Raw genomic sequence first — 12,174 nt, 5'->3', positions numbered from 1 at the left:
TTTGGCCACCGCGATCTTTGCGAGCGATTCGCGATAAGCCGGCAGCCCGCGTCAGGCGCGGCTTTCCGCCATTCGTGCAATTTTCGCACAGACTGTTCGGATTTTCGCTAGAACAATTCCGTCGACGCAAAACCGTACCGGGCAAGTGCGGGGCGATAGAGAGCGAGGCGCTCTTCGGATCCGGTCGCCACGAAGCGCATCGGGGCGTCTGCGAAGTCCTGCTCTCGCGTCAGCCACGCGATGCGCCGCGCGATACCTTCCGCTCCGTCGACCAGCGTGACGTCTTCCCCCAGTTCTCTCGTCAGCGCTTCCGTCAGCAGCGGAAAATGCGTGCAGGCGAGGACCAGCGTGTCGATCTTCTCACCGTGCTCGTGCGCGCGCAGACCTTCGACCACCCGGCGTACTACATCCGCGTCCGCCGCTTCGCCGCGCAGCATCGCCTCTGCTTCGCCGACCAGTTCGGGCGCGGCGTGCCGGATAAGGGTCTTTCCGGCAGCGAACTCGGCTTCGAGATTGTCGACATAGGGCTGGCGGATCGTTGCCGTCGTGCCGAGAAGGCCGATAACTCCGCTACGGGTCAGCGATGCGGCGGGCTTGATTGCCGGGACCGTGCCGACGACCGGTATCTCCAAGACGTCGCGCACCATGCCGAGTGCGATGGTCGAGGCGGTGTTGCAGGCGATGCAGGCGAGGCGGGGCTGATAGCGTTCGCTCATCCGCCCGAGTAGCCCGGCGACACGCGCGGCAATTTCGCGCTCGGACTTGTCGCCGTAGGGCAGCCCGGCAAGATCGGCAGCGTAGATCACCGGCGCTTGCGGCAGGACATGGCGCAGCGCGGTGAGGACGCTCAATCCCCCGACGCCCGAATCCAGCATCAGGATCGGCGCATCGGCACTGGGTCCGCTTTCTTCGCGTTCGACAAGCATGGGCTGGGCGGTTAGAGGTCGGACATGGATTTTGCCACGGAAAACGTGCTGGCTCTGGTCGTCGGCTATCTGATCGGATCGATCCCGTTCGGGTTTATCCTGACGCGGCTCGCCGGGATGGGCGACGTGCGCAAGATCGGCAGCGGGAATATCGGCGCGACGAATGTCCTGCGAACCGGGAACAAGGGGCTCGCCGCCGCGACCTTGCTTCTCGACCTTTTCAAGGGGCTGACACCCGTGCTGCTCGCCAGGCTGTGGTATCCCGACGCGGTGGGCTGGGCGGCGCTGGGCGCGGTAGTCGGTCACTGCTTCCCGATCTGGCTGCGCTTCAAGGGCGGCAAGGGCGTCGCGACCAATGCGGGCGTATGCTTCGGGCTCGCATGGCCGATCGGGCTTGCCTACGCGTTCGTGTGGTTGGGCGTGCTCGCGGGGAGCCGGATAAGCTCGCTTGCCGGCATGTGCGCTGTCGTGGCCGCCGCGATCGCCGCAGCGGTGCTTGGCTACGAGGATTACATCGCAGTGCTCGTCGTCATCGCGGTGCTGATCATCTGGCTGCACCGCGCGAACATCGGCCGCCTGATGCGCGGCGAGGAACCGAAAGTCGGCGCGGCGAAATAACCGCTTGTTCGCTATTCGGCGCTAAATGCCGGCGGCATGAACGTCGCTGCGCCCGTCACGCTTGCTCATGAACCACAGGTCTCTCCGCTGAGCCAGGCGGAAGCATTTGCCCGCATCCGTCTGCTGCGTTCGCCGCATATCGGACCGATCGCCTACCGCCGCTTGCTCGAGCGTTTCGGCACGGCGCGCGAGGCGATCGAGGCGCTGCCGAACCTCGGCGGCGAGGGGAAGCGGCGCTACCGCGCGGTGAAGGCTGAGCAGGTCGAGCGCGAGATTGCCGCGGTCAAGAAAGCTGGCGCGAAATACCTCTTTCACGATCAGGCGGACTTTCCCGAACTGCTGGCCGAAATCGAAAGCGCGCCGCCGATCCTCACTTATCGGGGCGACTGGCAACTGGCCGCACAGCCCTGCATCGCCATTGTCGGAGCGCGTAATGCGAGCGCTTCGGCAATCAAGCTGGCGCGCGATTTTGCCTGCGGACTGGCGGAAGCAGGGGTGACGGTCGTTTCCGGTCTGGCGCGAGGGATCGACGGGGCCGCGCACGAAGGCGCGCTTGGTGCCGGGGCGGGTGCGACGATCGGCGTGATCGCCAGCGGGATCGAGATCGTCTATCCGCCGCAGCACGCCGCGCTTCAAGAGCGGATTGCGTCGGAGGCGTTGCTGATCGCCGAACAGCCGCCCGGGACCGAGCCGCGCGCGCAGAACTTTCCCAGCCGCAACCGGATCATCGCCGGGCTGGCGGCCGGGACGCTGGTGGTCGAGGCCGCGCCCAAGTCCGGCTCGCTCATCACTGCGCGGCTGGCAGGCGAAGCGGGGCGCGAGGTCATGGCTATACCGGGCTCGCCGCTCGACGCGCGCAGCCACGGCTGCAACCAGCTGATCCGCGACGGGGCGGTTCTCGTCCAATCGGTCGAGGACGTTTTGGAATTGCTCTCCGGCTTCACCGGCGCACCGCGGGCGCGGGTTGCGAGAGCGGATATCCCCGCACCGGTGCCGGTTCGCGAACCCGCACCCACTAGGCCATTAGCGGATGCGGACATCGAAACGCTTTTGACCAACACGCCGATCGGGGTCGACGAACTCATCCGCCAGTCGGGCATGAGCGTCGCGGACGTACAGCTCGCGCTGCTGGAACTGGAGATCGCCAGGCGTTTGGAGCGCCATGCCGGCGGCAAAGTAAGTTTGAAGTCGTAAAAGGCGACACAAACCCGCTTGACGCCGCTTGCGACCCGTCCCCATTTTCGCGCGTATACGCATACGTACACGTGAGAGAACCAGAAACACCCATGCAACTCGTTATCGTCGAATCGCCAGCCAAGGCGAAAACCATCGAGAAATACCTCGGCAAGGACTTCAAGGTTCTCGCCAGCTACGGCCACGTCCGCGACCTGCCGCCCAAGGACGGCAGCGTGCGCCCGGACGAGGATTTCGCGATGGACTGGGAACTCTACCGCGACAAGCAGAAGCGCTTCAAAGATATCGCCGATGCGGCGAAGGGCGCCGACCGCCTCGTGCTCGCCACCGACCCCGACCGCGAGGGAGAGGCTATTTCCTGGCACGTGCGTGAGCTGCTGCAGAAGCGCAAGGCGCTGCCAGCGAAAGTCGACCGCGTGACCTTCAACGCGATCACCAAGGGCGCCGTGACCGATGCGATGACGCGTCCGCGCGATCTCGATATGGACCTGATCGACGCCTATCTCGCCCGGCGCGCGCTCGACTATCTGTTCGGCTTCACCCTCTCGCCGGTGCTCTGGCGCAAGCTGCCCGGCGCGAAATCGGCGGGCCGCGTGCAGTCGGTCGCGCTGCGGCTCGTTGCCGAACGCGAGCGCGATATCGAAGCCTTCGTCGCGGACGAATACTGGTCGATTGTGGCGACGCTCGAGCAGGACGGAACCGAGTTCGCGGCGCGGCTGGTCAAGTACGACGGGAAGAAGCTGGAGAAGCTATCCCTCGGCGAGAAGGGCGTGGCGCACGAGGCGAAGGCCAAGGTGGAGAATGCGCCCTTCACGATCGAGGACATCGAAACCAAGCCGCTGAAGCGCAACCCGGCGCCGCCGTTCACCACCTCGACCATGCAGCAGGAAGCGGCGCGCAAGCTCGGCTTCTCCGCCAGCCACACGATGCGGCTCGCGCAGTCGCTCTACGAAGCGGGTGCGATCACCTACATGCGGACCGACGGCGTGCAGATGGATGGCAGCGCGATTTCCGCCTGCCGGAAGGCAATCGCGGAACGCTATTCCGGACATTACATGCCCGAAAAGCCGCGGCATTACAGCACGAAGGCGAAGAACGCTCAGGAAGCGCATGAAGCGATCCGCCCGACCGACTTCCGCAAGGACCGCGCGGGATCGGGCGACGAGGCGAAGCTCTACGACCTCATCTTCAAACGCGCGATGGCGAGCCAGATGGCCGCCGCTTCGCTCGAACGCACCACCGTAACGCTGCGCGATCCGGCGGGCCTGCACGAACTTCGCGCGACGGGGCAGGTCGTGAAGTTCCCCGGCTTCTTCGCAGTCTATCAGGAGGGCCGCGACGACAGCGACGACGAGGACGAAGGCCTGCTTCCGGCGATGGCGAAGGGCGACAGCCCGAGCAAGAAGGCGGTCGAGGCGAACCAGCACTTCACCCAGCCGCCGCCGCGTTTTTCCGAAGCCAGCCTCGTCAAACGGCTTGAGGAGCTCGGCATCGGGCGTCCCTCGACCTACGCCAGCACCATCCAGACGCTGCGCGACCGCGACTATGTGCGGATGGAGAAAAACCGTTTCTTCGCAGAGGAATCCGGGCGGCTACTGACGGCGTTTCTCGAGCGGTTCTTCCCCACCTACGTCGCCTACGACTTCACCGCCGGGATGGAAGACGAACTTGATGTCGTGTCCGACGGCCGCGAGGAATGGAAAGTGCTGCTCGGCAAGTTCTGGCGCGACTTCAAGCCCAAGACCGACGAGGTCATGGAGCAGAAGCCTTCCGAAGTGACCGAGGTGCTGGACGAATACCTGTCCGACTATCTCTTTCCGCCGCGCGAGGACGGGAAGGACCCGCGCTTTTGCCCGCTATGCGAGAGCGAGGGCCGCGAGGGCGGGCGGCTGGCTTTACGCGGAGGCCGCTACGGCGCGTTCGTCGCCTGCGCCAACTATCCCGAATGCAAATATACCCGCCGCTTTGCGCAGCCGGGTGCGGACGGCGAACCTTCGGGCGACGACGGCATCATGGGCAACGATCCGGAAACCGGCCTTCCGGTCGAACGCAAGAGCGGGCGCTTCGGCCCGTATGTCCAGCTTGGCGAGGGCAAGGAGGCCAAGCGCGCCTCGATCCCGAAGGACCTCGACGAATTAGACCTCGAATGGGCGCTCAAGCTATTGAGCTTGCCGCGCATCGTCGGCGAGCATCCGGAAACGGGCAAGGAGATCGAGGCAGCCATCGGACGCTACGGTCCGTACCTCCGCCACGACGGCAAATACGCCAAGTTGCAGACCACGCACGACGTGTTCGAGACCGGCATGAACGCTGCCGTCACGCTGCTCGCCGAAGCGGCTGCCAACAAGGGCGGGCGCGGCCGGGCCAAGGCCGAACCGATCAAGACGCTCGGCAAGCACCCGACCTCCGAAGGCGAGATGAAGGTGATGCCCGGTCGCTACGGGCCCTACGTCACCGACGGCACGACCAACGCGACGATCCCGAAGGACATGAAGCCCGAGGACGTCACCGAAGCGCAAGCGATCGAGCTGATCGACGCGCGCGCTGCTAAAGGCCCGCCGAAGAAGAAGGCGAAGAAGAAGGCCCCGGCAAAGAAGAAGGCGGCTCCGAAGAAGGCTACGGCAAAGAAGCCAGCGGCCACGAAGAAGGCACCGGCGAAGAAAAAGGCAGCTTCGACGAAAGAGGCCGAGTGATGGCGAAGGAGTTTTTCGAACGGCACAAGCAGCCCTGGAAGGCCGACGAGGCGGGGCAACTGCGCATCCTCGCCGCGAAGGGCAAAGGCCTCAAGGAAATCGCCAAGGCAATCGGGCGCAGCGAGGAATCGACGTAAGGTTACTATAGTCTTTGAGAGTCGAGTTTACGCGCCCAACCCGGCATTTGTGTCGAACCTCGCAGTAAACAAGTGACGATAGGCAGGTTGTTTACGGGCGGCATTGGATCGGCTAGTATTCGACTATGCTTGCCTCCTTGCCAGTTCTTTAGCCCTGTCATCGCTCGCCGCTCCGCAGATTTCCGATCGCATGGTTCGTGATTTGACGAGCGATTATCCTCGCTGGGCTCTCAAAAAGAACGAGTCCGCTGGCACGGTATTTTCGGTACTTGTCGACCCGGAGGGCCGCGCGTTGCGCTGCGCGATCGTCGCTGTCGTAGGCAGTTATCGTTTGGCGGAGTATGTCTGCGAACAGCTAAAACGCGTTCGTTTCGAACCCGCGACAGATGCGACAGGAGCGAAAAGGTATGGGAAAATTGTCGGGCTGATCAAGATGGCTTTGCCGGATACCGAGATCGGGCGGCAAATCATTGCGCTTCGGCAAAAACCCGACGTCGAGCTTACCGTCACATCCATTCCCGATAAGGAGGAGCGCTTTCGAGAAGTGAAAGTCCAGACGCTCGTAAACGATAACGGCTTGATCGAAGACTGTAACGGTTCAGACAACAGTACAAATGGACTTACCGCGGCCGCCTGCAAAGTTCTTGAGGGTGAGAAACTACCGATCGAAACTGCGGGTGACGGTTCAGCGATTTCGTACGTGCAGGAGATGACGGTCTCTTTCTCCGTCGAATGAGTGCTTTGCCTCTTTCCAGTGTAGTTTCATTCACTCGGCGGTTCCCGGGCATTTGTCCTGTTTTCGGACGGGATAACGTACGAACGTACTTTTCAAACATAACTTATGCGAAGATTACTCTAACCAAGCGCGATGGGGGTTTTTGATATCACGAAGTATGGTTTGGTCCGGTCCGCCTTCGTATTTGTGGCAGGCGGCGCTTTGGCAGTTCTGGCGCTGGCTGCTTCGCTGGTCGGCCCCGAGGTGATCCCGAAACTAACCCGCGATACTGCCGCCGTTGCCGGGGTTCATCCCGCGACAGGCGCTCTATCGAATATCGGCGCCTTCATATGGTTCGGAACGGCTACGGTGCTGCTGTTCACTTCCGTCACCGTCAAACGAGCGATGCGTAGCAGAGTATGGTTTTTTCTCGTCAGCTCTGCCGTGATCACCTTTTACCTGTGGGCCGATGACTTTTTCATGATTCACGAGCGGCTCTCGGTAAATTTGCTTCCAAGTGCACCGATTGCTTTTCACAAGTGGTTCGAGAAGGGCATTTTGGCGTCGATCCTGCTCACGACCGCCCTACATATCCTCGTCTTCAAGAACATCTTGCTGCAGTTGCCGTACCAGATATTTGCGTCTGCTCTTCTATTCCTTGGACTGTCGGTGGTCGTCGATCAGACATTCGCGCTGTTGGGATTGGACGACGCGGAGTGGGAGTATTTCATCGAAGACGGCGCCAAGTGGATTGGCATCTGCCTTTGGTCCTTGTTTCACGTCGAAACATGCGTCCGTCTGTCCTCGTCCGACCCAAAGATCGACTGTTAAGACAGAGCGGCGGACTACCCCTTCCAGTCCAGCCCCATTTCCTCGTACATTTCGCGGCTTTCGTCCCAGTTTTCCTCGACTCGAACGTGGAGGAAGAGGTGGACCTTGCGGCCCAGTATCTCGGACAGTTCTGCGCGCGCTGCCTCGCCGATCGCCTTGATGCGGCTGCCGCCCTTGCCGAGCACGATGGGCTTCTGGCTTGCCTTCCCGATCACCAGCTGCTGACGAATTTCGACGCTACCGTCGGCGCGCTCGGTATAGCTCTCGGGACGCACCGCGCTGTCGTAGGGCAGTTCCTCGTGCAATTGCCGGTATAGCTGTTCGCGGGTGATTTCTGCCGCCAGCAGGCGCTCCGATGCGTCGCTGACCTGATCCTCTGGATACATCCATTCAGCTTCCGGCATCATTCCGACCAGCGCTTCCTTCATTTCGAAAACGCCGTCCCCGCTCAGTGCGGATACGAAGAACACTTCCGAAAACTCGACCTTCTCGCCGAGCTCCTGCGCCAGCGCCAGCAGCGGTTCCTTCTTCGCCTTGTCGACCTTGTTCAGCACGAGGATCTTGCGCTCGGGCCGCCGCGCGACAGCTTCGATCAGCGGGTCGAGCTCATGCCGCCGCTGCTTTACCGGATCGACCAACAGCAGGATCGCATCCGCCGCTTCCGTTCCGTCCCATGCCGCCGTCACCATGGCGCGGTCGAGCTTCCGCCGCGGCGAGAAGATGCCCGGCGTGTCGACGAGGACGATCTGCGCTTCGTGATGCAGCGCGATGCCGAGCATCCGGGCGCGGGTCGTCTGTGCCTTCGCGCTGGTGATGGCGACTTTCTGGCCGACGAGCTGGTTAACCAGCGTCGATTTGCCAGCGTTGGGCGCTCCGATGACGGCGACGACGCCGCAGCGGGTAGGGGTGTTCTCGCTCACGCGAATTTCTCCATGAAGGTTTTTGCAGCCGCAGTTTCGGCTTCCTGTTTGCTCGAGGCGGTCGCTTCGGCTTCGCCGACATGCGCCACCTTGGCGACGACGGTGAACTTCGCCGCGTGGTCCGGTCCGGAGCGCGAGACGAGCGTGTATTCGGGCGGCTTGCGGCGGTTTGCCGCGGCCCATTCCTGCAGCGCGCTCTTGGGGTGTTTCGACTGACCCGCATCGCTTTCGAAGATCTCGTGCCACAGCGCGCCGATCAGCGAAGCCGTCTCCTCGTAGCCGTTTTCCAGGAAGGATGCACCCAGAAGGGCTTCCATGACGTCGCCCAGGATGTTGTCGCTGTCAGAGCCGCCGTCCGCGCGTGCCTGCGCGCCCATGCGGACATGAGGCGGCACGCCGACACGGCGGGCGACCTTGGCGCAGGTTTCACGGCTGACGAGCGCGTTGAGGCGCTGCGACAGCTTGCCTTCGGGCGCGAGATTGCGCTTGTAGAGCTGTTCGGCGACGGCAAGCCCAAGCACCCGGTCGCCGAGGAATTCGAGGCGTTCGTAATTGTCCTTCTCGCCGAGGCTGCCGTGGGTCAGCGCCGCCTTCCAGCAGGCTTCGTCGGACAGGGAAAATCCAGTCTTGCGCAGCCACTGTTTGGTGTCATGCTCGAGGATGCTCATAAGCCGTCTCCGATACGCGAGGGACGCATGGCGCTGAACCATGTCGAGGGTTCGCCCCAGCTTGCGCCGCCGTCGGTCGAGAACGCGATGAAGCTCGCCCGCCCGACGAGCTTGTCCTGCGGAACCATGCCGATGCCGCCGCCGGAGAGCGAGGGAAAGCGGCTGTCGAGCGAGTTGTCGCGGTTGTCGCCCATCGCGAAGAAATGTCCTTCGGGCACGGTGACCGGTCCGAAATCGTCTTGCAGGCTGCGTCCGAAATCGAGCGTCATGTAGGTCGTGCCGTTCGGCAGCCTCTCGCGGTAGCGGACATAGGCGCAGGTTTCTGCTTTGCCACCGGATGCGGGCGCGACCGTCTCGGCACCGCGGCACGACACGTATGGGGTATGTCCCAACGCGAGGTCGTCGATCCGTTCCCGCTCTACGGGTTTTCCGTTCAGGAACAGCTGACCGGCGCGCATCGCAACGCGGTCGCCGGAAAGCCCGATCACTCGCTTGATGTAGTCGCTTCCGTCGATCGGGTGCTTGAAGACGACCACGTCGCCCTGTTCGGGAAGCTGCGAGAACAGCGTTCCCTCAGGTAGCAGAGTATCGAACGGCAGCGAGTATTTCGAAATGCCGTAGGGCCATTTGGCCAGCATCAGGTAATCGCCGCGCAGCAGCGTCGGCATCATGCTTTCGCTCGGGATCGAGAAGACGGAAAAGACGACGACGCGCAGCAAGAAGACCGCGATGACGACTTTGACGAGGAACCAGGCGAAGCCCGATTTGCTGTCGCCTTCGTCATCTGTCCTAGGCGTGGTTCCTGCAGCGGAATGGAAGGGCATCGCGCCGGTCATCGCGGCAAACGATATTGCGCGGAAAATACATGGCAATCGAGCAGGCGGGGGTTACATTCCATCGTCTGCTCCCCTAACCGCCGGAGCAGCCGCAGGAAAGGAAATTTACCCTATGTACAGCGCCGACAAGACCGCTTCCGATGCTGCATGGAGCGCCATTCGCGCCGTGCCGCGCCAGACCTTGGGAGAAATGTTCTCGTCGGACGATGACCGGGTGGAAAAGCTGACGCGGCGCCTCGAATGGGGCGAAGGCGAAGAGCGGCTCGGTATCCGGTTCGACTGGTCGAAGACGCATCTGAATGGCGACCTGTTAACGGGGTTCGAGAAGCTGGCAGATGCGCACGACTTCGCCGGAATGCGCGCCGCGATGCTGGGAGGAGAAGAGGTCAACGTGACCGAGAGCCGAGCGGCTGAACATACTGCGCAGCGGGGTATTGGCGCCGACCCTTCGGTCGAGGAAGCAGCCGCGCTGCACGAGCGGATGAAGCTGCTGGTCGAGGCGATGCACGACGGTGCGCTAGGCGACGTCAAACACTGCATTCACATCGGCATCGGCGGGAGTGCGCTGGGCCCGGCGATGGCGCTCTCCGCGCTCACCCGCGACCTCGAACTGGTCGATACGCATGTGGTCTCGAACATCGACGGCCTTGCGCTCGAAGCGGCTTTCGCGAAGTGCGATCCGGCGACGACGATCATCGCGGTCGCGTCGAAGACCTTCACCACGATCGAGACGATGACCAACGCCGAAAGCGCGCTCAAGTGGCTGGGCGAGGGCGGAGTGCAGGATCCCTCGGGCCGCGTGGTCGCGCTTACTGCATCGCCCGAGAAGGCAGTCGAGTGGGGTGTCGACGAAACACGCGTACTACCGTTCGGGGAAAGCGTCGGCGGGCGCTACTCACTATGGTCCTCGATCGGCTTTCCCGTGGCGCTCGCTGCCGGGTGGGACGAATTCGCCGCGATGCTCGCCGGGGCGAAGGCTATGGACGAGCATTTCCGCGATAACGATGGGCGCGCAAACGTAGCGCTGCTCGCTGCTTTCGCGGACCGCTATTACGCCGAAGTACGCGAGTGCCAGACCCGCGCAGTCTTCGCCTACGACGAGCGGCTGTCGCTGCTGCCCGACTACCTCCAGCAGCTCGAAATGGAATCGAACGGCAAGCGCGTGACGGCGGACGGCGAGCCGGTCGACGGTCCGACTGCGGCGATCACTTGGGGCGGGGTGGGGACCGATGCGCAGCACGCGGTGTTCCAATTGCTGCACCAAGGGACGCACCTCGTGCCGGTCGACTTCATCGCGAGCATCGCGCCGGGCGACGAGCTCGATCCGGCGCATCACCGCATCCTCCTGACGAATTGCTTTGCGCAGGGCGCAGCCCTGATGGCGGGCGACAAGGGCGAGGACCCGGCGCGCCATTTCCCCGGTGACCGGCCGTCCGCGACGATGCTGTGCGACGATCTGGATGCGAGCACGCTCGGCGCGCTGATCGCCTTTCACGAGCACCGCACCTTCGCCAACGCGGTGCTGATGGGTATCAATCCTTTCGACCAGTTCGGCGTCGAATTGGGCAAACGAATGGCCAAGGATATCGAGAAGGGCGGTCGGAGCTTCGATGCGAGCACCGAGGCGCTGCTCGCTGCGGCGGGGCTGGCATGATGCTGACCCGCGCCGCCGCTATCGCCTTGTCGCTCGTCGTTTCGGCAATGCCGGTCGGGGGCGCCGCGCAGGAAGCCGCGGCCTCCACGCAGAATGCGGAAACGGAAGCGAAGAGCATCCTGTTCATCGGCAACAGCTTCACGATGGGCGCCAATTCCGCCGTGCTCCGCTACCGGCCGGATAGCGTGAACGATCTGCATGAAGACGGCGTCGGCGGCATCCCTGCGCTGTTCGCGAAGTTCGCAGAGCAGGCGGAGATGGACTGGAACGTAAGCCACGAGCTGCGCGGCGGGACGACGCTCGAGTTTCACCTGAACGAACAGCGCGGCAAGATCGGCGGGGCGTGGGACGTGGTCGTGATGCAGCAGTTCTCCGTCCTCGATCCCGAGAACCCCGGCGACGACGGCGACACGCGGCGTGATGCGCCGTTGCTCGCCGATCTCTTCACCGGTGCCAATCCCGATGCGCAGGTGTACCTGATGTCGACGTGGACGCGAGCGGACCAGGCTTACAAGGTCGATGGCCGCTGGAAGGGCAAGCCGGTTGGTTCGATGGCGCTCGACGTGCGCCGCGCCCTCGACCGTGCGGACGAGGCCAGCGAGGCGATCGACGGCGTGATCCCGGTCGGGCAGGCCTGGAACCGCGCGATGCAGGAAGGCGTGGCGGATGCGAACCCCTATGACGGGCGCGAATACGGCCAGATCGACCTGTGGAGCTACGACCATTACCACGCGAGCGCGGAAGGGTCCTATCTCGAAGCCCTTGTAGTATTCGCGTCGATAACCGGCTTCGACGTGCGCCAGTTCGGAGCCGGCGAACGCGCTGCGCACGAACTCGGTATCGAGCCGAAGATGGCGGCGCGCCTCCAGGAAATCGCGATGGCGGAAGTCGAGGCTAACGCCTGACCGGTCGAAACTGCCGTTTGTGCAGCTGCGAAATAAATTGACTTTCGCGCATCTTGCGCCCATCTGCACCGCATCGA

The 12,174-nt window shown here is 63.2% G+C and carries 12 protein-coding genes; 8 read left to right on the top strand and 4 right to left on the bottom strand.

All coding sequences use genetic code 11. From position 1 onward, the window contains the following. Nucleotides 1-107: 107 nt before the first annotated feature. Nucleotides 108-926 carry a glutamate racemase gene (murI, locus tag HUV48_RS03825; RefSeq protein ID WP_225871498.1) on the bottom strand — a complete coding sequence of 273 codons (819 nt, stop codon included), beginning with the start codon at nucleotides 924-926 and terminating at the stop codon, nucleotides 108-110. 24 nt (nucleotides 927-950) lie between these two features. On the opposite strand from murI, the gene plsY reads away from it, so the two are divergent. The 6 genes from plsY to HUV48_RS03795 all read left to right on the top strand — a co-directional run bounded on the left by plsY (nucleotide 951) and on the right by HUV48_RS03795 (nucleotide 7,114). After that, complete coding sequence (gene plsY / locus HUV48_RS03820) at nucleotides 951-1,544, top strand: glycerol-3-phosphate 1-O-acyltransferase PlsY (RefSeq protein WP_176266417.1); 594 nt, start codon at nucleotides 951-953, stop codon at nucleotides 1,542-1,544. Nucleotides 1,545-1,580: 36 nt separating this feature from the next. Further along, the gene (gene dprA / locus HUV48_RS03815) at nucleotides 1,581-2,738 is read left to right on the top strand and encodes a DNA-processing protein DprA (protein ID WP_176266416.1); all 1,158 of its coding nucleotides are present in this window, start codon (nucleotides 1,581-1,583) and stop codon (nucleotides 2,736-2,738) included. A gap of 92 nt (nucleotides 2,739-2,830) precedes the next feature. Further along, nucleotides 2,831-5,431: a type I DNA topoisomerase gene (gene topA / locus HUV48_RS03810; protein ID WP_176266415.1), complete on the top strand. Its 2,601-nt coding sequence runs from the start codon at nucleotides 2,831-2,833 to the stop codon at nucleotides 5,429-5,431. After that, on the top strand, nucleotides 5,431-5,568 hold the full coding sequence (locus tag HUV48_RS03805; protein WP_176266414.1) for a hypothetical protein: 138 nt from the start codon (nucleotides 5,431-5,433) through the stop codon (nucleotides 5,566-5,568). Before topA ends, HUV48_RS03805 begins: the two co-directional genes overlap by 1 nt. A gap of 190 nt (nucleotides 5,569-5,758) precedes the next feature. Next, nucleotides 5,759-6,304, top strand: a complete 546-nt coding sequence (locus HUV48_RS03800; RefSeq protein ID WP_176266413.1) for an energy transducer TonB — start codon at nucleotides 5,759-5,761, stop codon at nucleotides 6,302-6,304. A gap of 132 nt (nucleotides 6,305-6,436) precedes the next feature. Continuing rightward, nucleotides 6,437-7,114, top strand: a complete 678-nt coding sequence (locus tag HUV48_RS03795; RefSeq protein ID WP_176266412.1) for a DUF8692 domain-containing protein — start codon at nucleotides 6,437-6,439, stop codon at nucleotides 7,112-7,114. Nucleotides 7,115-7,128: 14 nt separating this feature from the next. Here the strand turns inward: HUV48_RS03795 and era are convergent, their stop codons facing one another. The 3 genes from era to lepB are packed head-to-tail and all read right to left on the bottom strand — an operon-like array spanning nucleotide 7,129 to nucleotide 9,538. Continuing rightward, the gene (gene era, locus HUV48_RS03790; protein WP_176266411.1) at nucleotides 7,129-8,034 is read right to left on the bottom strand and encodes a GTPase Era; all 906 of its coding nucleotides are present in this window, start codon (nucleotides 8,032-8,034) and stop codon (nucleotides 7,129-7,131) included. Beyond that, nucleotides 8,031-8,702: a ribonuclease III gene (gene rnc, locus HUV48_RS03785; RefSeq protein ID WP_176266410.1), complete on the bottom strand. Its 672-nt coding sequence runs from the start codon at nucleotides 8,700-8,702 to the stop codon at nucleotides 8,031-8,033. Before rnc ends, era begins: the two co-directional genes overlap by 4 nt. Next, nucleotides 8,699-9,538 (bottom strand): signal peptidase I, encoded by an 840-nt coding sequence (gene lepB, locus HUV48_RS03780; protein WP_176266409.1) that lies wholly within the window; start codon nucleotides 9,536-9,538, stop codon nucleotides 8,699-8,701. Before lepB ends, rnc begins: the two co-directional genes overlap by 4 nt. A gap of 112 nt (nucleotides 9,539-9,650) precedes the next feature. Between lepB and pgi the strand changes: the two genes are divergently transcribed. Continuing rightward, a complete protein-coding gene (pgi, locus tag HUV48_RS03775) occupies nucleotides 9,651-11,192 on the top strand; it encodes a glucose-6-phosphate isomerase (RefSeq protein ID WP_176266408.1) in 1,542 nt (513 codons plus the stop codon). Beyond that, complete coding sequence (locus tag HUV48_RS03770; protein ID WP_225871497.1) at nucleotides 11,189-12,097, top strand: SGNH/GDSL hydrolase family protein; 909 nt, start codon at nucleotides 11,189-11,191, stop codon at nucleotides 12,095-12,097. Before pgi ends, HUV48_RS03770 begins: the two co-directional genes overlap by 4 nt. Nucleotides 12,098-12,174: the final 77 nt, after the last annotated feature.

The sequence above is a fragment of the Qipengyuania atrilutea genome (assembly GCF_013370205.1).
Taxonomy (GTDB): domain Bacteria; phylum Pseudomonadota; class Alphaproteobacteria; order Sphingomonadales; family Sphingomonadaceae; genus Actirhodobacter; species Actirhodobacter atriluteus.
The sequence above is the reverse complement of the archived record's forward strand: the minus strand, read 5'-3'. Positions and strand labels throughout refer to the sequence as shown.